Source organism: Psychrobacillus lasiicapitis, assembly GCF_006861795.1.
GTDB lineage: Bacteria > Bacillota > Bacilli > Bacillales_A > Planococcaceae > Psychrobacillus > Psychrobacillus lasiicapitis.
The window spans coordinates 116,236-137,661 of record NZ_VDGH01000010.1 but is presented as its reverse complement, the minus strand read 5'-3'; the positions used below and the strand labels follow the sequence as shown (position 1 = coordinate 137,661).

Annotated in this window: 20 protein-coding genes and 1 pseudogene; 9 read left to right on the top strand and 12 right to left on the bottom strand. The window is 36.4% G+C overall.

The genetic code is table 11. The annotated features are described in order from the left end of the window. The first annotated feature begins 6 nt into the window (after positions 1-6). The 4 genes from FG382_RS16885 (at position 7) to FG382_RS16870 (ending at position 4,066) form a co-directional block, all read left to right on the top strand. Positions 7-648, top strand: a complete 642-nt coding sequence (locus tag FG382_RS16885) for a 2OG-Fe(II) oxygenase (protein WP_142540057.1) — start codon at positions 7-9, stop codon at positions 646-648. A gap of 519 nt (positions 649-1,167) precedes the next feature. Further along, positions 1,168-1,329: a hypothetical protein gene (locus FG382_RS16880; protein ID WP_244950546.1), complete on the top strand. Its 162-nt coding sequence runs from the start codon at positions 1,168-1,170 to the stop codon at positions 1,327-1,329. A 288-nt stretch (positions 1,330-1,617) separates the two neighbouring features. Next, positions 1,618-3,315 (top strand): LytS/YhcK type 5TM receptor domain-containing protein, encoded by a 1,698-nt coding sequence (locus FG382_RS16875; protein WP_142540056.1) that lies wholly within the window; start codon positions 1,618-1,620, stop codon positions 3,313-3,315. Positions 3,316-3,331: 16 nt separating this feature from the next. Beyond that, a complete protein-coding gene (locus FG382_RS16870; protein ID WP_170206564.1) occupies positions 3,332-4,066 on the top strand; it encodes a LytR/AlgR family response regulator transcription factor in 735 nt (244 codons plus the stop codon). A 128-nt stretch (positions 4,067-4,194) separates the two neighbouring features. Here FG382_RS16870 and FG382_RS16865 read toward each other — a convergent pair whose 3' ends face one another. Continuing rightward, the gene (locus tag FG382_RS16865; RefSeq protein WP_142540169.1) at positions 4,195-5,568 is read right to left on the bottom strand and encodes a YfcC family protein; all 1,374 of its coding nucleotides are present in this window, start codon (positions 5,566-5,568) and stop codon (positions 4,195-4,197) included. A gap of 423 nt (positions 5,569-5,991) precedes the next feature. Between FG382_RS16865 and FG382_RS16860 the strand changes: the two genes are divergently transcribed. Next, positions 5,992-6,879, top strand: a complete 888-nt coding sequence (locus FG382_RS16860; RefSeq protein ID WP_142540054.1) for a nucleoside hydrolase — start codon at positions 5,992-5,994, stop codon at positions 6,877-6,879. Between the two features lie 339 nt (positions 6,880-7,218). Further along, positions 7,219-9,408, top strand: coding sequence for a YhgE/Pip domain-containing protein (locus FG382_RS16855; protein ID WP_142540053.1), 2,190 nt, complete (start codon positions 7,219-7,221; stop codon positions 9,406-9,408). A 144-nt stretch (positions 9,409-9,552) separates the two neighbouring features. Here the strand turns inward: FG382_RS16855 and FG382_RS22745 are convergent, their stop codons facing one another. The 5 genes and pseudogenes from FG382_RS22745 to FG382_RS22740 all read right to left on the bottom strand — a co-directional run bounded on the left by FG382_RS22745 (position 9,553) and on the right by FG382_RS22740 (position 11,537). Further along, on the bottom strand, positions 9,553-9,705 hold the full coding sequence (locus FG382_RS22745; protein WP_170206563.1) for a hypothetical protein: 153 nt from the start codon (positions 9,703-9,705) through the stop codon (positions 9,553-9,555). Then, positions 9,683-9,868, bottom strand: a pseudogene (locus FG382_RS23280) (HNH endonuclease); the annotation flags it as partial. The pseudogene FG382_RS23280 and the gene FG382_RS22745, both read right to left, overlap by 23 nt. 99 nt (positions 9,869-9,967) lie before the next feature. Beyond that, entirely contained in the window at positions 9,968-10,735 is a 768-nt protein-coding gene (locus FG382_RS16845) for a GNAT family N-acetyltransferase (protein WP_142540052.1), read from the bottom strand. Positions 10,736-10,959: 224 nt separating this feature from the next. Beyond that, positions 10,960-11,289: a hypothetical protein gene (locus tag FG382_RS16840; protein WP_142540051.1), complete on the bottom strand. Its 330-nt coding sequence runs from the start codon at positions 11,287-11,289 to the stop codon at positions 10,960-10,962. Between the two features lie 98 nt (positions 11,290-11,387). Further along, positions 11,388-11,537: a hypothetical protein gene (locus FG382_RS22740; protein WP_170206562.1), complete on the bottom strand. Its 150-nt coding sequence runs from the start codon at positions 11,535-11,537 to the stop codon at positions 11,388-11,390. A 252-nt stretch (positions 11,538-11,789) separates the two neighbouring features. Between FG382_RS22740 and FG382_RS16835 the strand changes: the two genes are divergently transcribed. Beyond that, positions 11,790-12,593 carry a nucleotidyltransferase gene (locus FG382_RS16835; protein ID WP_142540050.1) on the top strand — a complete coding sequence of 268 codons (804 nt, stop codon included), beginning with the start codon at positions 11,790-11,792 and terminating at the stop codon, positions 12,591-12,593. Between the two features lie 181 nt (positions 12,594-12,774). Here the strand turns inward: FG382_RS16835 and FG382_RS16830 are convergent, their stop codons facing one another. Further along, positions 12,775-13,932, bottom strand: coding sequence for a pyridoxal-phosphate-dependent aminotransferase family protein (locus FG382_RS16830; protein ID WP_142540049.1), 1,158 nt, complete (start codon positions 13,930-13,932; stop codon positions 12,775-12,777). A gap of 346 nt (positions 13,933-14,278) precedes the next feature. On the opposite strand from FG382_RS16830, the gene FG382_RS16825 reads away from it, so the two are divergent. Further along, the gene (locus FG382_RS16825; protein WP_142540048.1) at positions 14,279-15,487 is read left to right on the top strand and encodes a hypothetical protein; all 1,209 of its coding nucleotides are present in this window, start codon (positions 14,279-14,281) and stop codon (positions 15,485-15,487) included. Positions 15,488-15,623: 136 nt separating this feature from the next. On the opposite strand, the gene FG382_RS22735 is transcribed toward FG382_RS16825, so the two are convergent. Both FG382_RS22735 and FG382_RS16820 read right to left on the bottom strand, forming a co-directional pair. Beyond that, on the bottom strand, positions 15,624-15,779 hold the full coding sequence (locus FG382_RS22735; protein ID WP_211356419.1) for a hypothetical protein: 156 nt from the start codon (positions 15,777-15,779) through the stop codon (positions 15,624-15,626). A 26-nt stretch (positions 15,780-15,805) separates the two neighbouring features. Further along, complete coding sequence (locus FG382_RS16820; protein ID WP_373287639.1) at positions 15,806-16,513, bottom strand: ankyrin repeat domain-containing protein; 708 nt, start codon at positions 16,511-16,513, stop codon at positions 15,806-15,808. A gap of 113 nt (positions 16,514-16,626) precedes the next feature. Between FG382_RS16820 and FG382_RS16815 the strand changes: the two genes are divergently transcribed. Continuing rightward, complete coding sequence (locus tag FG382_RS16815) at positions 16,627-17,502, top strand: LysR family transcriptional regulator (protein ID WP_142540047.1); 876 nt, start codon at positions 16,627-16,629, stop codon at positions 17,500-17,502. A gap of 96 nt (positions 17,503-17,598) precedes the next feature. Here FG382_RS16815 and FG382_RS16810 read toward each other — a convergent pair whose 3' ends face one another. From FG382_RS16810 to FG382_RS16800, 3 genes are all read right to left on the bottom strand, one after another. Next, positions 17,599-18,294 (bottom strand): response regulator transcription factor, encoded by a 696-nt coding sequence (locus FG382_RS16810; RefSeq protein ID WP_142540046.1) that lies wholly within the window; start codon positions 18,292-18,294, stop codon positions 17,599-17,601. Continuing rightward, entirely contained in the window at positions 18,266-19,762 is a 1,497-nt protein-coding gene (locus FG382_RS16805) for a sensor histidine kinase (protein WP_142540045.1), read from the bottom strand. Before FG382_RS16805 ends, FG382_RS16810 begins: the two co-directional genes overlap by 29 nt. A gap of 63 nt (positions 19,763-19,825) precedes the next feature. Beyond that, positions 19,826-20,821: a DUF4822 domain-containing protein gene (locus tag FG382_RS16800; RefSeq protein WP_142540044.1), complete on the bottom strand. Its 996-nt coding sequence runs from the start codon at positions 20,819-20,821 to the stop codon at positions 19,826-19,828. Positions 20,822-21,426 lie beyond the last annotated feature (605 nt).

The following is a 21,426-nucleotide window of genomic DNA, read 5'->3' as shown; positions in this document are numbered from 1 at the left end:
TTAAAGATGAAAACGGAGAACAGAGAGCAAACTATATTTGATCACGTTGGGAATAAAATAATGACAGATAGAGAGATTGATATAATCACTAGATTAGAAGAACCATTGATCGTGATGTTAGGTAATGTGTTAAGTGATGAAGAGTGCGAGGAACTAATCAAATTGTCTAAGGACAAAATGAAACGGTCAAAAATTGGAGCAACACGCGAAGTAAATGAACTAAGAACAAGCAGCAGCATGTTTATTGAAGAAAGTGAAAACGAAATAGTTGCGAGAGTTGAAAAAAGAATCTCCTCTATTATGAATATACCGATTGAACACGGGGAAGGCCTTCAAATCCTTCAGTACACGCCTGGCCAAGAGTATAAAGCTCATTACGATTTCTTTTCATCTACTAGTAAAATAGCAAGCAACAATAGAATTAGTACACTTGTTATGTACTTAAATGATGTAGAAGAAGGCGGAGAAACTCTTTTCCCTAAACTAAATTTTTCCGTATCTCCTAAAAAAGGCATGGCAGTTTATTTCGAGTATTTCTATAATGATCAAACTTTAAATGAATTGACTTTGCATGCTGGTACACCAGTTGTCAAAGGTGAGAAATGGGTTGCAACGCAGTGGATGAGGAAGCAGAGAATACGAGGTTAGGAGATGTTCTAGGTTAATTCAAGGAACACCCTTCACGAAATTGAAAGGGCTCTATTATTTTATAGATCCCTTCCTTTTCGCCTCGATCTTTTATCATTTCCATCCCCACCATGAATTTCTTTATAGCTCCTCATTCTTTCATAATCCACTTAAGTATAACCATATATCAAACTCCCTAGAATCTGCCTCATAATAATCATTCCCCGATCGATACAAGGCTCTTGTCCTCCTATGCTTACATGAAAGACTCTCTTTAAATCTGAAATATATATTTATGCAATTCAAATCATCACCTGTCCATCTTCACTTATTCCTCCACTTCCTTCTCTTCTACTATGTCTACCCACCGTTTCTACTTTATTAAAAGAAGAATTTATTTAATAAAGAATAAATTTCCAAGAAATAGACAATTAATATTGTATATTGGAGGGATAAATCATAATGATTATAAAAAAAATTGATGATAAAATAATTTATTGTTACTGCTGTCAGAAAAGGACCTTATTTATACGCAGAGATATGAAAAATAATAGTGGTGTCGAGAGTCATTGTAGTGAATGCTCATTAATTTGGTTTGAATGGCAAAATAGAGCTGTAGAGCGGGAAAAAGAAAAGTGGATCGAATTTAATGGAGGAATAGTAAATACAACTAGAGATTACATTCAAATTTATAAACAGTAATAATCTTTATTTCATTATTCCTTGCAAGAATTTGTTTATTTTATAAAGATAAGATTCTATATTATTTTAATGGTAACTTACTATTGATACGATTCACCATAAACCAACATGAAGGCCAAGTGGCAAAGTCTTATTATATAATAGGTAAGTACTTAAAAGATGAGATAAATAGGACTTGCTTCTTCAAGAGTCTTCTTTTTTACGATGAGTTAATACAACGTGTTCACAGAAAGATATACTTGGGGATGAAAGAAAATTTATAAATAGAAAAGAAATGAGGATTCCGACATGTGGGATTTACTAGCACAAATGCTATCCAGAATGACACTAATCATCACGATTGCTTTCCTCATTACACGTCTGCACATCTTTAGGCAGATGATTTACCGAGATTTAAATATGAAAGACAGCGTTGTCATGATTCTGCTCTTTGGTTTATTTGGTGTAATCGGAAATTATACAGCCATAGTCGTTAATCCGGAAGCACATATGATTTCGAACTTGTGGAATCCTAATCTTCAAATGGACAATGCTATTGCCGATACACGCAATATCGGCATTATCATAGGTGGATTGGTCGGCGGTCCAGTAGTTGGACTTGGATCGGCTTTGATTGCAGGGGGACATCGTTTGATTATGGGCGGGTTTATTGGCGATGCTACTTTCATTGCTTCCCTTATTGGTGGCGGATTGGCAGGGCTGTTTGGAAGGAAATTGCGAGTGTTTGGCTTAATCCGCCCTTTGCCAATGTTTTTAAGTGGACTTTTGATCCTGATCATTCAAATTCTGCTTATTCCATTGATTGCTTCCCAGCACAGTACCGCTTTTCATTTGATCAGTTATACTGGCATACCTATTATCGTCATTAATAGTATCGGAATTTGGATTTGTGCGATTGTTTTTAATAGCGTTATTCAGGATGAGGAACATACACGTGCCAGCCAAACGGCAACTGCACTCTCGATTGCAAATCAGACGCTGTCCCTTTTTCGCCAAGGATTAAACGCATCTTCTGCGAAAAAGGCTACCAAGATAATCCAACAGTTAACAAACGTTAACGATGTGGCAATCACACGTGGCATTAGGGAACTTGCACATACGGGAGGACCTAGCAGCAAATCGGAAATAAAATATAGAAAGCTCGTGTTTAAAACTGGGAAGATGGAAAGCGCTCACTCCTCAGACTATGAGTTTATTGTTTTTCCGCTAGTTGTGAAAGATAAAACGATTGGGACTATCACATTTTATTTTAATCATCCTTTTCAAGTCACATCGGTAGATCGGGAAATGGCAGAAGGGCTCAGTAATTTATTTTCCAGTCAATTGGAGTTAGGTGAGGTGGAACGTTATAATCACTTGCTGCAGGATGCGGAAGTAAAAGCGCTTCACGCCCAGATTCACCCGCACTTTTTGTTCAACGCTTTAAATACAATTGTTGCACTATGCCGCATGGATCCGTTGCTTGCTCGTCAATTGCTGCTACATTTATCGACCTTTTTAAGGAACAACTTAAGGGGACTTACAGATCGTCTTGTTCGTGTAGAAAAAGAGTTGGAAAATGTCCATGCGTATTTCGCTCTAGAAAACGCTCGGTTTCCGGGTAAATTTGAGCTTACAATTGAAATGGATTCACATCTAAACAACGCGCTCATACCACCTTTCCTACTCCAACCGCTTGTGGAAAATGCTATTACCCATGGAGAATTAAAAGACTTAGGTGGAATTGGAAAAATCCGCATTGATATTAAACAAAAAGAAGCGACACTGTATTTAACCGTTACCGATAACGGAATTGGCGTGCCGCCGGAAAAGCTCGCTGATTTAGGTCAACGAGTTGTCAATTCCACGAAAAACGGCAGCGGATCTGCGCTATTCAATATTAAAGAGCGCTTAACTGCACTATTTAGCCAAGACGCCACTTTTCAAATGGAAAGTAAACAGGGACAAGGAACAACAATTTTTATCACATTACCGATACATTTTTAATAGGAGATAGATGGATATGCTACAAGCTTTTATCGTAGAAGACGAACAATTTGCACGAGAAGAATTAAAGTATTTATTAACCGAAACAGGCGATATACAAATCATCGGTGATTCTGAAACGATGCATGAGGCGCTGTGGGATATTAATGATCTTCAACCGGATGTTGTGTTTTTAGACATCGAGCTTGCCAAAGGAAATGGACTGGAACTGGCGAAACAATTTATACATATGAAAAAGCAGCCAATGATTGTATTCGCAACAGCTTACGATGAATATGCGCTTGAAGCGTTCAATCTCGATGCCGTTGATTATATTGTCAAACCAATCGATGAAAAAAGACTGCGTAAAACCGTAGACAAATTACTAACACATGCTCAGCTCCATAGTGATCGACAAAAGCAACAACATACACAGCCGCAAGGAACAAAAACAATTCCGGCAAAAGACGGAGACAGAATGATTATTGTCCAGGCAGATGAAATTTACTATATCGGAACCGAAAACCGCCAAACTTTTATTAAAACCGCTCATCACCAATATGAATCGGATTTGTTACTGTATCAATTGATAGAAAAACTTGGGGAAGACTTTTTACAAGTGCATCGTGGGTACATCGTCAATGTAAAGCATGTTTCTGCTATGGAACCTTGGTTTAACCGTGCCTATAATTTATTTTTGAAAGACGGTTCAAAAGTACCCGTCAGCCGCTCCTTTGCCAAAAACGTTATGCAAAAATTAGGATTTAAATGAGCAACTATTGCTTTACCTTTCCAAAAACGAGAAGTAGGCTAATCATTAGTTAATTAGCCTACTTCTCACACCACCGAACACCCTATAAAAATAGCACCCATATACATGGATGCTATTTTTTATCATTATTATGACCAGCCAATTAATTGGGCGATGACAAGTACTACAATAGAAATCCCCGCCCATATTAGGAATAATGGATAGAAGAAACGAATCCACGTTTGCCACTTCACACCTGCAATTACTAATGCTGCCATGAAGTACCCGCTTGTTGGGTAGAAAATATGTGTAAACCCATCTCCAAGCTGATAAGCAAGAACAGCAGTTTGTCTTGTCACTCCAACCATGTCTGCAAGCGGTGCCATAATTGGCATTGTTACGAGCGCTTGTCCACTACCGGACGAAATAACAAAGTTAATAAGAACTTGTACAACATACATACCAACTGCTGCTAATGCTGGCGGCAAATCACCAACGACTGCACCAAGTGCATGGACAATCGTATCCATAATGTTACCATCCTCTAGTACAACAGCGACCGCTCGGGCTAGCCCAACGATGAACGCCCCCATTAACACGTCTTTAAAACCTTGGTTAAATGCTTCACAAATGTCGCCGACTTTAAGACCAGAAATGATCCCTACGACAATTCCCATAATGATAAAGAGTCCCGCCATTTCAACCATGAACCAGCCTTTTGAAATGACACCGTATACAAGAACGGCAAAGAATAGTAGTGCTACAATCGCTGCCCACTTTTGTCTTCCTGTTGCAGGAATAGCTTCGGCTTTTCCTACATTGTTATACAGTGAACGTTTTTCCATATCATCTTCATACACAAAACTGTGCTTTGGATTTTGTTTGATCTTCTTTGCATAACGCATTATGAATAAAACTGCTGCCGTAACCGCTATGATAAATACGATTAAACGTAATCCAAGTCCAGAGAAAACCGGAAGTCCCGATAATTTCTGGCCAAGCCCTGTGTTAATCGGATTTAATACTCCTGCTGTAAACCCGACAACTGTCCCGCAAAGTGCAATGGCTGCTGCTGTTATGGAATCGTAGCCAAGCGCAATAATGAGCGGCATGATTACCGGAATATAAACGAGCGATAATTCAGCTGTTCCGATCAATGTGGCAATCAATGCAAATACTGTTGTTAAAACAGGGATGAGCATAATACTTTTATGCGCAAATTTCCTTGCAAGTTTATCAACAGCAATTTCAATAATTCCGGTACGTCTAAGTACCATAAACATTCCACCAATGATAAACGTGAAGAATACAACTTCTCCCGCATCAATCAATCCTCGAGGAATAACCGTTATAAAGTCCTGAATACCAACTGGCGTCTGATCAACATATTGAAAGGAATTTGGATCGATGGTCGTTCTGCCATCTGGTCCTGGTACACGTTCAAACTCCCCCGCTGGAATAAAATATGTGGTTAATGCCGCTAACGCACTAAAAACAAATAAAATAACATAAATATGCGGCATCTCAAATTTCTTCTTTTTCTTTTCTGGCTGCTGTTCTTCTCTATTCAGCTGCTGTGTATTTCGCACGACGACCCCTCCGGAAATGTGAATAATTATATAACCAAACAAATGCAAACAATTTGGGATACAAAACACATTATAATCGGGGAAATATTGCCTCGGTTGTTTTTATAACCAAGTGCCCTTATTTAAAACAAAAGGTACATTGTCTGAAACGAAAAGTACAATTTTTGTAGTTAAATTCACATAAACTACACAATTTTTCATCTTATCAATTGAAGAAGTTTTAGATTTTTTTGCCACTATAATTGCTCGTATCTCTATTATGATACAATTATGCAATCAAGCTAAGGAGGTGCAGCATGGGAATTTGCAAAAGGCTCTTGTATAAATAATATTATATTATTACAGGAGGAATTTTAATTGAAAAAGATATTACTTGATACTGATATTGGTGGCGACATTGATGATGCAGTGTGCTTGGCATACTTGTTGAAAGAACCACAATGTAACTTATTAGGGATAACAACCGTAAGTGGGGAACCCGAAAAAAGGGCAGCAGTTGCAAATGCCATATGTAGAACCGTTGATAAAGACATTCCAATTGTTGCTGGTTTAGATTCCACACTACAACCTGTACCAGTGTACCCGACTCCAGACGGTGCTTCAGCATTGAACAATTGGAAGCATGACACGTATCAACCATCTGACGCACCAGCATTTATGCATCAAATGATTAAAAATCACCCTCATGAAATTGAACTGATTGGTATTGGCAATATGACGAATATTGCTACTCTATTTCGTGACTATCCTGACACTCCTGGTTTGTTAAAAAGCCTTTATGTGATGAATGGATATTTTGCAGATGAACCATTGCCAGAGCCTTGGTATAACTGGAACGCTTGGGCAGATCCCCTTGCTTCAAAATTAGTCTTTGATTCCAAAGTGAACGTTCACAAAGTTATTCCCCTTGAGGTGACAGAGATGCTTACCATTCAAGCAGAGAGAGCAACTGAATTGTTTCACACAAACTCAGACTTAAACAAAGCTGTCCTGGACTTTGGGAATGCTTGGTTAGAAAGCTCCAATCAATTAACGTTACACGATCCTTTAGTAGCAGTTTCAATTTTTCACCCAGAGATATGCCAATTCGAAAGAGGATTTGTAACTGTTGAAACGAATGATGAACAATCGATGGGTGCCACGACCTTTACACTCAATAGAAATGGACATGTAGAGATTGCAAGAACCGTAGATAAAGAAGCTTTCTACAGTATCTTGTGTAATACATTAAATAAAACGATGTAACCGCTGGCTGGTGAAGTGAGGATTAAATTTGAATAACGCTATTTTAGAACTCGAAAACCAGTAAAGTTGGACAATCATTATTTGATGGTTCAACTGCTTTTATAATAATTACTGAACTGTATCCTAATTGTTAGACACTGTCTACCAATTGGAGATGCAGTTTTTTTATATAGTTCAGAGTTAAATTTCGGGTAATATCACCCCATCTTATATTTAAATCAATAGCAGATATTTGTCTTTCGATAACCCCTGCCCTTATTTAGGTTAATCACTATTTATTGAGGGTATACTACCACCATCTAGGACCGATTAACTTCAATTTAGCAGGGTGGTCAAATTATGAAAAATAGTTGGAAGATTTTCAAGACGGACATTCAAAATATAAGTAGAAATTGGGTAGCTGCAATTCTTATAGGGGGATTAGTTTTCCTGCCATCTTTATATGCATGGCTTAACATTTATGCTTCTTGGGATCCATATTCTCAAACGGATCAGCTTCCTGTTGCCATTGTAAATGAGGATGCAGGAGCAACAGTTCGCGGAGAACAGCTAAACGTTGGAAATGAATTGATTGATACATTAAAAAATAATCAGGATATGAAATGGTCTTTTACTTCTCGAAAAATTGCGATGGAAAAAGTGGAATATGGGGATTATTTTGCCGTCATCATTATCCCCAAAAACTTTTCCGAAAAGCTAGCTTCCGTCGTTTCGGATAATCCTCAAAAGGCGGATATCGAATACTATGTAAATGAAAAAATAAACTCCATTGCGCCGAAAATAACGGAAAAAGGTGCCACCTTTATTGTTCAAAAAGTTAGCAGTCAATTCATTTCAAGTGTGAATGGCGTCATTTTTGATCTCTTTAATGATTTAGGGATTGAAATAGAAAAAGATTTGCCAGATATTCAAAACTTCGAAGACTATGTATTCAAAATGGAACAAGACTTGCCCGAAATTCACCATTTGCTAACCGGTGCTCAAAAAGATGCCTCTTCCGCACAGAAAATTATCACTCAAGCTACTTCCATGTTACCACGCGCCGAACAAATAACGACTGAAGGTTTGAGTTCCATCGAAAGAACAATAGATTTCTTGACGAAAGCACAAAATCGCTTAAATGAAGTGGCTCCTCAAGTGAAGAATGATTTGGAAAAAGTATCAAAGATATCAAAGAGTACAAATGAATTTCTTCAAAGCGTTCAAAATGTCCCATTAGATTTTACAGAATTGGACCGAGTAAAGGCGGATCTCGATAGCAAGATGACTTCCAATATCCAAACAGTCGACGCGATTAGTAAGGATCTTAATTGGTTAAAGGAAGTATCCAACAGCTCAAACGAATCGAGTGAGGAAACAAACAACGAAGAACAACAAACAAGACTAGACAATGCAATTGATAAAACGAACGAACTGAAATCTTTTTTACAAGAAGCACAAACAAACACCAGAACAATCGATACACTTGTAAAAGATAAAGAGCAACAATTCCAAACAACATTAAATGATTTACAACAAATCGCTCAGAATACATCCGTCCAACTGGATGCCTTTATGAACGAATACAAAAACAATATTGAACCAACTGTTCTTTCCGAAGTAGCCAAAGCCAAAAAGACGCTAGGAAATGCGAAAGAAATGCTGACCAGTATACAGTCAACTTTACCAGAAGTCGCAAGCACACTGAATAGCGCAGATGCCCATATTAAAGAGGGAAAAACAACACTAGATCAAGCATTGGCACAATATCCATATATTAATGATAAAGTAAATCAGTTAGCAGATAGGATACGAAAAGTTCAAGGGGAAACGAATATCAATGAAATAATCCAGTTGCTCCGCAATGATCCACAAGCGGAACGTAGCTTCTTTGAAGAACCAATCGTCTTGAATGAAAACAAGCTTTTCCCTATCGCAAACTATGGAACAGGTATGACACCTTTTTATACAGTTCTTGCTATCTGGGTCGGTTGTTTGCTTCTTATCTCACTGCTTGCTACAGATGCTAACCATGAAAGGAATGTAAGCGAACGTAGTGTATATTTCGGTAGATTGTTTACATTCTCGGCCATTGGTCTGCTCCAAGCATTGATCGTAACAATAGGCGACATTGTTCTATTAGGTGTGGATGTCAAAGATTCTTTATGGTTTATATTATTTGGATTTCTTATTAGTTTTGTTTTTATGTCCATCGTTTACACGCTTGTTTCCGTATTTGGCGATGTAGGAAAAGCGTTGGCCATTATTATGCTTGTCTTGCAGATTGCAGGGGCAGGCGGAACCTATCCAGTCGTTCTATTACCAGAATTTTTTCAAACGATTAACCCTGCACTCCCTTTTACGTATGCAGTAGATCTGATGCGAGAAGCTGTAGGCGGAATAGTCTGGCCAAGAGTAATACGAGATGTTTCTTTCCTGCTGCTCTTCAGCTTAGCATTTTTACTATTCGGCACCTTCTTAAAAGAAAAGATAAACCGAAAAACAAAACTAATGCTTAAAAAGTCACGAGAATCTGGTTTGTTTCATTAAGTTTTTTAGTTTCAGTATTTTGCCCTGTGTTAGAAACAAACATGAAAATCATAAAATTTTTGTTTCAATTAACGTCAATGTTTCTAACACAGCAATTTTAAGATGGTACAGCCATCATTGGTCTGTACTTTTTAATTGCCTATTTTAAATTGCCACATCTTGATATCCTACTTCATCTAAATCATTTTCATTTTCCCATGAACGATCACATGAAATCCCTATATCACGTCCATCACGAAGGAAATCATACGGAACAGAAATACCTACTAATATTAAAGTTATAATCTTTTGCAACATTTCCTTTAGCCCCTATTCCACCTAGCATGATTTTCAGCTGTGCTTTTGCTACAGATGAAAAATCAGGAACTCCATTTATATACCTAATTCCATTAATACAAGCATCATTTAAGATTTTTTGTAAAGTAGGATCTGGTGGTGGTTTTAGAGTGCATAAAGACTCCATATGTCCAAAAAAGACATAAAGTTCAACTAAAAAGGACCTTAATCCTTGAATAGATTAACGCCCCAGTTTGTAAAATATGAATTTTTAATTATGTACTTAACTAATCTTTACATAAATAGCATATGCTTTGGGATCATTAAAACCCAATTTACTACCCAAACTAATTGAAGCAAAATTATCAACATCACAATCCCAACGAGGTTGAATATTGTGGGAGAGACAATAATCTATAAATTGTTCAGCTACAATACATGCTAACCCTTTTCCTCTGTAATTTAAGTCGGTTATTATATCTATTTCCGCATAATTATTAGATTTAAAAATTGAAACTCCTTCGCTAATAATCCTTTCTTTATCTTTCACACAAAACCCAATCCCATTTTGAAGAAAATCCTCCGTGGAATCCCAATATTCGTCATAGTATTGTTTACCGAATTCTAAACAATTTTCAATAAGTTCTTGGTTAATTTTTGTTACATTAAATTTACTACTATCGTATCTTTTTCTATTTTTATATGACGCAACATTAAAAGAAAAACAATAACGCTGTATTTTTTTTACTTTAAGGCTTTTTTCAATTTCCTGGTTCCAAGTTACGTCATTAGAAAATAATGTAAATCTATTCCCTTGATTGACTGATTCCTCATATATACTAACTATGTTCTCAAGAAATGACTCATCAGATGACAGTCCTGTAACGTAATACAATCCTGAATCAGTTTTAATAAGTAATGATTCGTAATTGGTGGAACCTGCAAGTACAGTTCCTTTAATAATGTTATCTAATACACTAAAAACAAAAGTTGGTGCTTCTTTGATTTTCTCCTTTATGATATAAAAATGTTCGTTAGGTACTGTAATCATTTCATTATTCCTCCATCAAGCTCTATTGAATTCTTAATTATGTCACAAAAGTATATAACCAAAAAAGACATTAATCCTTTAATGAATCAACAATCAATATTCCTATCCCTATCCCTTTCCAGCTCATACCTCTTGTTAAATCATTCCATTAGTTCGGTGGGAAATCAACATTTAACCAGTTCTATAGATTTAATAAAAATACTACTAAAAAGTTTTCAGTACTATTAATCCTCCTTAAACCTCTGCTCATCAATTTCTTCCCGATACCTCTGAGTGTCAAAATGAGATTCTATAAGATTATTTAAAAGCTCAATGCTAACTTCTCTATTATCTTCAAATAGGTGAACTTTAGCACCAGCATCTAATAATATACCTACAATTTTTTTCATCTCTAACAATTCATCAATTTCTAATAGATTATACGATAAAAGGAAATCTTTATTATTAATTAATTCTCTTATTTCAGATATACTCTTTTTAGTATTTTTTCTTAGAATAGATATGTACTTAATCTCATTACTATCTTTTTCTATTTGTATTTGCATTTTAGCCATTTAAATATCTCCCTCCCTGAATTAAAAATCAATTGAAAAAAGAACTTCGAATAAGAAAAACATAGGGAGCTTTTAGTCTTCCTATGTTTTCATTCCTATTATTTATCTGTTTGTTCTTGCTTTTTTTTCAAATACTCCGCGCGTATTTTTTCAAGTTGCTGCTTTTTATCAAATTTGGCAGGCTTGTTTTTTTCATGATACTTTGCCACAGCCATCTTTCCTTTGGTATCCATTTGATATTTCCCCACTTTGTTCACCTACTTTTCTTGTCTTTAAAGAAAATCTATTCAACCAATATAATATACCTTATTTTATTGAAGTAAACCTTTTTACTTTATTAGTGTACTCCCTAACCAGTTTTTCCCTGTGTTCATGTTTGTTTGAATTAATGTGAATGTTTCTATTCACAGGGACAGAATTTAACTAAAATGAAACTATTTCCATCATCTCAACGTAAATTGAAAGAATAAATGTATTTAAATACAGTAAGAGGTGATAGGATGAGGCACATATCCGGGTACAGTATGTTTTTTGGCATTTTAATCGTCGCTTTCAGTGGCAATTGGATTATTGACAACTACGATTCGGTATCCATTTATCCGAAAGCTTCCTACATTTTATTCGGAATTGGATTGGCAATTGTCGTGGTGACTTCTATAATAAATCGATTTTCCATGTACCATGAGGATACTTATGTTTATCGAAAGGACAATCGGGATGCTTTAAATAAGTGGCTTCAGAATAATCGACCATTCAGCAAATGGCTTATCGGCATTATCATAATCCCTCTGCTTTTCGCGCCATTTTATAGCTGGTCATTGTTTTTTCAGCTCTTTTCGCTGTATTTACTTTGTGGATTTGTTCTGGCAGGGTTTGTGTATATTTTAAGAGGCGATCGAGTAGAAGTAGAAGAGAATTGGGATTATAAAGGAAAAACGAAAATAATGCTTGAGCTGATTGATTATCGTAAACATCCGTTCAATATTTCGTTTTTCCTCTATATTCTAGTCATTGTAAGCTTTATATTAAGCAAGCAATGGGACATTCCGTTCTATATGGAGACTAGTGGCAACCCGCGCTATGTTACTTCCTTGCCAACCAGTTCGGTTTTAATGTCCTGCCTTATGGTGGTCAGTGCGTTTATTTATATAATCACTCAAGGGGATTTCTTTGGTTTTCGAAAAGCCGAGCTTAGCTATGATAAAGTTATGTTCATCCATTTTGTTGAAATCTACTGTTGTGGTCCCGTGTTACTGATATGGTTATTCACCGTGATAAATGCTCTATATGTGCACTTTTGGTGAATTTCTCAATAAGAAAAATGAGAAAACAAATTATTGCATAGTTTCTCCTAGCCATTTAAATAGATTTTTGATTTTTTCCATGTGTCCGAAACAAATTTGAATGTTAGTATACAACATAATATATTAATAAAATTAAAAAGACCGAATGATGTTTGAGCATCAATCGGTCAAATATAATAGATTACTTTTCTAATGAAGACAAGAAAATACGCTGTGCCGCACTTACTCCAGCGCCAGGCTCAAATGGATAAGAAAAATCTTGCAAGCCTGCTTCGATAAAAGAAACTGCTTGAAGTATGTCGCTTGGGAAGCAATATCCCATATGTCCGAATCTGAATACTTTGCCTTGAAGAGGACCAAGACCCCCTGCAAAATCAATGTGATACTTATTCTTTAAATGGCTTAAAAAGTTTGCAAGATCCAATCCTTCTGGCGTCCGGATCGTCGTAATTGTTGGTGATGCATACTCATCACTTGTTAACAATTCAATGGATAGGGCCTTCATAGATTCCCGAACCATATTTTTCATCAACTCATGTCGTTCAACTGTTTTCGAAAATCCGCCTTCCTCTTCTATTAAATCGCACACAGCAGAAAGTCCCATAATGAGCGAAATCGCTGGAGTATTAGGGGTCATTCCTTTTTCTGCCCATTCACGATAGCTTAATAAATTTAAATAATAGGCATTCGTGTGATGAACTTCTATCACCTTCCATGCCCGTTCACTTACCGCTACAAAGGAAAGTCCCGGAGGAAGCATCATTGCTTTTTGAGAACCGGTTACCAAAATATCAATACCCCACTTATCCATTTCGGCAGGAGCACCACCAATACAGCTCACCCCATCCACTATAAAAAGGGCATCCGAATGATCGCGTACTGCTTCTGCCAATTGCTCAATAGGATTTAAAATTCCAGTAGACGTTTCATTATAAGTGGCAAACACTGCCTTCACATTAGATAACGGCTTCAAAAAGTCAATGAGATCCTCCTTAGTGCAAGCTTCCCCCCACTCTTTTTCGAGTTTATGCACCTTTAAGCCATGTTTTTCACATATCGAAACGAAATAATCTCCAAATGCCCCTACTGTAATGATAACTACTTCTTCTCCAGGCGAAACAGTGTTTACCACAGCAGCTTCTAATGCTGCTGTCCCGCCTGAAGGAATAAGCAAAATATCCTGCTTCGTCCCAAAGATAGGTTTCACACGTGCAGTAGTTTCTCGATATAGTTTGACGAATTCTTCCGTACGATGACTAATCATATCCTGTGCCATTGCCAATTCCACTTTTTTAGGGATTGGAGTAGGTCCAGGATGTCTAAGAATATTTCGATACATAGTTTTAATCTCCTTTATACTATTTTGGGATGTATGTTCCCTTTGTTCACATACAGCTTCAAAATTTAAGAATCGTTTTGAAGTTATGTCTAACACAGGGAACTTTTCCCCTTTTAATTCTGCTCTTTAATTATACCCATTCCATCCATGAATTTCTTAATAAAAACCTCATTCTTTAATAATTCGCTTAAATACAATAATTTTCAAACTAACATTGAATGACGCTTGATAGGGCTTACGTTGCTAGGGGAGTTGTTTTATTAAACATAGGATACATTGATTCTTTAATGAATCCTAATGGAATATACATGTTAACGAACTTATTTTTATCAAGGAGGCATGACTTGTGACAGAATTCATTTGGCCTACGATTAATTTAACAGGAATTTCCCCAACATTAAATTCCATGTTTGATCGTTTACAAACCGCTGAAGCAACCCCACTTTTTAACTATACATCTAACTATGGTATCTCGGCTTTAAGAGATGTCATTTCTACCGCAGGGAGTGGAACAGTTACCAACACACAAGGATTCTATCAACTATCAACAACGGCTACTTCAAATGCTTCGGCAATTTTAGATACGGCAGAACGTGGAAAGCTGTTTCCTGGAAATTCTTTTGAGGCCGGTGTTTCTATCCGTGTACCTGTGGCTCCAACTGGTACTCAAAAAGCAACTTGGGGATACTTTGATGGAAGTAATGGAGCCTACTTCGGTCAGGATTCTGCAGGCGTTTTTATCGGGGTCCTCAACAATGGGGTCGAAATATTCAAGGTTTACCAATCTTCATGGAATGAGGATAAACTGAATGGTTTAGGGCCGAGTAAACTTACACTTGATACAACGGCGGGGAAAATGTTCCAAATACGGTTTGGCTACGAGTACGGAATCATTGAGTTCCGAATTGTATTTGTGAACTCGTTAAATTTCCAACAAATCGTCGTATGCCATCGACAAACCCAAGGCACTAACTTAACATTACTTTCTGATCCAAACCAAGTCATTCGCGTACGTGCCGAAAACGGAACATCGGGCGGTTCATTTTCTATCATCGTACGAGGAAGGTATTACGCTGTTCTCGGTCCAACTGTACCAACGAATAGAATCACCTCAGAAAGCCGGTTAAATATGACAGTAGGAGCCGGCGCCTTTGTTCCAACAATCAGCTTTCGACGAAAAGCCATTTTCCCTGATGTCTCTAATCGAAATAACTCGGTCAATGTACAAATCAGCAGCTTCGATATTCTTGCAAGTAACGATTTAAGATGGCAATTAAGATATGGTTCTACACTTACCGGTGCTTCCTTTGGAAATATAAGCGATACCCCTTCATCCGAAACTTGTAGTCAATCGGATGTGTCTGCCACAGCCATAAATACCTCGACTGGAATTAAACTGATGAGCGGATTTGCCAAAGGAGGACAACATGCAGAACAGCAAAGCTTTCCAGTAGACACTGTGTTGAATGGTACAACTCCCGTTACATTAGCTATTACGAGTCTTTCGGGAAATGCGACTTGTAATATAATTTTTAGAGTGCACGAAGATTGGTAATGCTAGTGGTTTGTTTGCTTGTTTTTTGGATACAAGAGGCGAGAGTAAATTAGTTTTCAAACGCCAAAAAATACAGTTACATTTTGAAGAAAATGTAACTGTATTTTTTAAACCTGTTCTTTTCCAAGTACTATTTTCAAACGTCTCCAAAAAGTCCATCTTCACTAATTCCGCCAATTCTTTGTCTGCTTCTATGGCTGCCCTCTGTTTCGTGTACATCCTGTAAATGGCTAAGAGCAACCAGATTACTCGTGAAAGCAACCAGTTCTTCAACTACCAATTTTTTAGCCACCACTTTTTTAATGCTCAAATTGACGATTATGCACCAGCTTCTTTCAAAATACGTTCAATTTCTTTAAATCCACGTCTTTCCGCATGTTCTAATGGGGTAACCCCATCTCTATCACTAATATTGACATCAGCGCCATGATCAACTAATAATTGTACGATTTCTTGATAATTTTCCCTTCCATCCCCCAAAATGACTGCTTCCAATAATGCAGTCCAATGTAAGTTATTAAGGTGATTCACATCCGTGTCAGAGTTAGTTAAAAGCTCCTCCACAATATCCACATGTCCTCGATCCGAAGCTGGAATGAGCGCAGTTCCACCAAAACGATTTGTGATTGTTGTATCAGCTCCTGCTTGAACAGCAAGTTTCACGATTTCCAGCAAACCTTCTGCTCCAGAATATAAAAGCACATTATCCATATTGTTATTGCGGATATCTATGTCTGCCCCTTGTTCGATAAGTGTCTTAACAGTCTCTACATTATTTTTTTGCGTTGCAGCCATTACGGCCGTAACTCCCTGATTATTTGTCGCATTAATATCTGCTCCGCCTTCTAATAATTCTAAAACGGTTTTTATGTCTCCTTCTGTTGCTGCAGTAACTAACTGTTGTTCCACATTAGTTCCCCCTTTTTTGTCTAATTTATCAGTTGAACCTTCTTCTAAGCCTGGAGTCGTGCTACATGCGGTAAGCATAACTACGAGGAAACTTAAACAAATCCCTTTCAGCTTCATAATAGCCTGCACCTCCTTTATAAACATGTTATCATTGTAATACCTATATGAAAAATATTAATAAAATTTGCTTTACTAATGTTTTTCGTATATAGAATGGAAGGATGTTAATGATGGATATTAAGCAACTACGCTATTTTATTGCAATTGTAGAAGAAAGAAAGATTTCTGCTGCTGCCAAAAGACTTCATATGTCCCAACCACCATTAAGCCAGCAACTGAAAGCTATGGAGAAGGAACTCGGTTCAAAATTAGTGGAGAGAAGTGGAAAATATTTAGAACTGACAGAGGCAGGAAATGCTCTATACAAAAATGCTTTACAAATAACCCAATTGATGGAGGAAACCAAAACAGAAGTAATGGAAGTTGGTAAAGGCTTAAATGGAAGGCTCACTATTGGAGTGAACACTTTTTCTGTTAACCGATTGCCTCATATTCTTGAGCAATTTCGAAAACAATTCCCAAATATAACATATAAAATTCAACAAAATGAATCTTCCCACCTTTGCCAATTAGTCAGGGATCGAATTGTAGAATTAGCAATTATCCGCATGCCATTAAATCTAGACGATTTTTCGGTACTTCATTTATGTAACGAGCCATTTTACTTTGTCACGTCTAAGGAACATCCATCATTTGATGAAGAAATCTCACTTACTGATATTCAACATCACCCTCTCCTCTTTCCAAGTACAGAGGGACTAGGTGTGCATTACTTGATTTTAGAAGCGTTTTCTCGTTTCAAACTACAACCTAATATTGTTGGAGAGTGTTCTGATATTAGTCTTTTGATGGATCTAGTTACAGCTGACTTTGCTGCATCTATTGTTCCAGAAACCTTACTTCAACGATTTCGAGGATATCCGGTAAATGCTTATCGGATATCAAGCACAACCAAGTTGACTGGACCAGTTGGAATAATATGGCTCAAAGATCATAATTTATCCAAGGCTGCTCAAAATTTTATAGAGATGATTCAAACTGTATAAAGTAATCACTTTAGGTTTTATTTTGCACATCCAACTAAGAAAATGACAAAGTAAAAACCCAATTTCTCCCTACTAAATAAAGAAATTGGGTTCTTTTTAGTTATTATTAAATCTATACCCAGAACCCCAGATTGTTTCTAAAAATACTGGATTTTTCGGATCGAATTCTATCTTTTCTCGCAGTCGTTTAATATGAACAACAACGGTTGATGTATCACCGAGTGAATCCAAACCCCAAACTCGTTCAAATAAGTCTTCTTTACTAAATACTTGATTTGGGTGCTTCATAAGAAATTTCAATAATTCAAATTCCTTTGTCGTCAAATTAATCTCTTGGTCAAAGGAAAATACTTTATGTGATTTTGTATTCAAACGAATATCATTGACTTCTAAGATTTCATCCGATATGGACTGAGGTCCCTTTGTTAAACGTTCAAAACGGTTTAAGTGTGATTTTACACGAGCAACTAACTCATTAGGGCTAAAGGGTTTCGTAATATAATCATCCGCACCAAATCCAAGCGCACGAATTTTATCGATATCTTCCTTTTTAGCAGATACCATCAAAATAGGTGTATCCACTTCCTCACGTAATCTTTTACAAATTTCAAATCCAGTCATACTTGGAATCATGATATCCAGTATGATTAAGTCATATTTTCCGGTGAGCCCTTCTTCTAAACCAACTAATCCATCGGCAACGATATTGACATTCATCTCATTTAGCTCCAGATAATCCCTTTGCAATTCTGCTATATCCTGATCATCCTCCACTAATAGAATTTCCTTCATTATGTCCATTCTCCTTTAAAGGCAGCGTAAAAGTGATGCTTGTACCCTCACCTAATTTGCTATCCGCTTTTATGATTCCACCGTGCTCTAAAATAATTTGCCTTGCAATAGCAAGACCTAAACCACTGCCGCCTTTATCACTATTTCTGGAGCTTTCTATACGATAAAATCGATCAAAAATCATTTCTAAATTTTCCTCAGCCATCCCTGCACCATTATCTTGTACGGTAATAATCACTTCATCGACTTCTTGTTTTGCAACAATAGTTATTTTTTTTTCATTCTTGTTCATGTGCTTTACACTATTTTGGATCATATTATCTAGCACTCGCCGAATTTGTTGTACATCTATTCGTACAATGGCTTTGTTTAAATGAACATCTTGAAAAGTAAGTTGAATGTTTATTTGCTCAAGGTCTAATTGATATTCTTCAACAAAATGGACGAGAAATTTTTTTAAGTCAATATACTCAAAATGAAACGGTAATTTTTGGAGGTCTAGTTTAGAAAATACAAATAAATCATCAATTAAAAAGTTCATGCTTCTCGCCTTATTATAAACAATATTCAAGTATTTACCTTGTTTTTCTTTTGTATCTGCTACACCATCTTTTAATCCCTCTACATAGCCAATAATCGAAGTGATAGGTGTTTTTAAGTCATGAGAGATATTAGAAAGTAATTCCTTTCTATTTTCCTCGTATTTTTTATTTTCTTTACTGACTCTGTTTAACGCCTCACGCAATTTCTCAAATTCTTGGGCAAGCTCATTCACTTCCCCTTTTTTGCCTGTTGAAATTTCAATTTTCCCTTCCAACTTACCCTCTTTTAGTTGTTGCACTTTTATACTTAAATCTCTTAATGGGATAATAATTGCCTTATTTAGAGAACGGTTAAACATAATAACAAGAAAAATAGCAATGGCTAGAATTAAGGTGATTATAAAGAACCCCCATCTTTGTAAAAATTCCGCAAAGCTATTTTCTTGTTTTAAGATCATCACACTACCTTTTTCGTTATCGGAAAAATGAAAATCAAACTTAAGATAACGATAAAGGCTGCCTTTGTTGTCAATGGTGCCTTGAGTATAAATATTTTCAATATCAAATTTTGGTGCATGAACGATTAAAGATTTTAGAACAAGGTCAGGAGAATGATAAAGGATTTCATCTTGTTTCCGGATAACAATATTCAAACCTTTCATTTCATATGTATCAATACTTTGTTGAATGTTGGGCTTCATCAAATCATCCGGATTTTCCTTAGCAATCTTACGAAAGGTAACCAACGCTTCTTGCTCGTCATAGGTAATTTGTTTTTGCTGCGCAACGGATTTATAAAGCTGAACAGGTGAGGAGACTTGTCCATTTATAGCAAACAACAAAAGCCAAAATATAGCTACCATCGAGCATATAATAACAAACAGACTACCGAGAAAAGTGATTAAAAATTTTGTACGCATATCCATACTGCCTCCTCACCCCCTAGCTATAGTAAGAACCAATTCCTCATTAGGATAACTTAAATTACTTTAAAATCCAAAGGTAGGATTAAATTCGCCTTTATAAGGCTCATGTTCCACATAGATTTCGATGTCATTTCCATCAGCATCTTTCCCCATTCGTTTATAAGTAAAGCGATCATCGTTTAATTCAGTGATTTCCAGAGCAGCACCGTATTTGTTTTCTCCAATCGATACATGTGTACGAATCTTGTTATCATTGATCACATCAAAATATCCAAAATCTCCGCGGCTTTCTCCACTAGTTACATCGAAGAATTCATATTTGCTTGTCTCCGCATCAAATTTAGCAATACTAATGAAATTACTATTGAACTCTGTTACGTCATTGCCGTCTTTATCCACGACTTTAGTACCATTCCACAAAGTATCCGCTAAAATATTAACACCTGGAATATCTTTAACAATTTCGCCCGTTTCACTAGTTAACTCAGGACCAGCGTTTGTAAACTCAAGCTCAGACTCAGTATATGGTACGTGTTCAACAAACACTTCTACTTCGTTGCCATCTTTGTCTACACCCATACGTTTGTAAGTAAAGATTTCATCAGTGATTTCCGTAATATCCACAACTGCTTGATAGCCCATACTTTGAGAAATTAATATTCTCTTTTCTCCATCCTTCGTGATGAAGAATATCCCTTCATCCCCGCGTGTTTCACCTGTTGCTTTATCGAAAAATTCATAGCGATTTGTTTCTTGATCGTATTTTGCCAATCCAATAAAATTACTATTTTCTTCAGTTAGATTATTTCCTTCTGCATCATTTACTTCAGTACCTTGCCAATTCGTAGAAGTCAGGATGTTAGATAGTTCTTCACCTTTAGAAAGCTCTACAACTGGAGCTTGCTCTTCACCATTCGATCCATTTTCAACTTGACTCTTTTCTTCCTGAGTTGGTGTTTCCTTCTCTTTGTCTTCACTTACACTTTCATTTGCACTACAACCCGCAAGAACAAGGCCACCACTCAAAATGACCATCGATAAACTTTTTTTAGTAAACATAGATTTTACATCTCCTTTAATTTTCGTATAACCAAATAATAAACAAAGAGTATAAAATCCATATAAACAATATATAAAATCAAAATGAACAATATATTAAATTTGTATAAACACCATTAGAATGACGGTATAAGAATAATAGAGGTTGCTGATCCTGCCTCTGTCACTTCTAAAAATCTGCCAGTTCTCTCTACTAGTTTTGTCCCTTACTCTTTTTTCATCACTTTTAATTATTGGCTCAGCGGAGGTTATGAAATATGTAATCTTTTGGCTGTAGCTGAAACCTTTCTGCCACAATCCTCTATAGTTACATCCATTAATGAAACCCTCTTGTATATGAAAAATATAAGAAAAACTAACTTTTTTAATATTTCCCATATGATATCAAATAGAATATCATTACTTTATGATTTCTCAATTATCAAACTCTCGTATTTTGTATAAGGATATTAGGGGCATACCTACGCTTTAGAATGTTAGAGGATTTAAGAAATTGAAGAAATTTTGTTAACAGCGGGTGCAAAATAAAATGGCCATAATCAGGAAAAACCTTGATCGTGACCAGATTTTCCCCAGCTGAAATTACATAGATTGTGCAGGTGAAA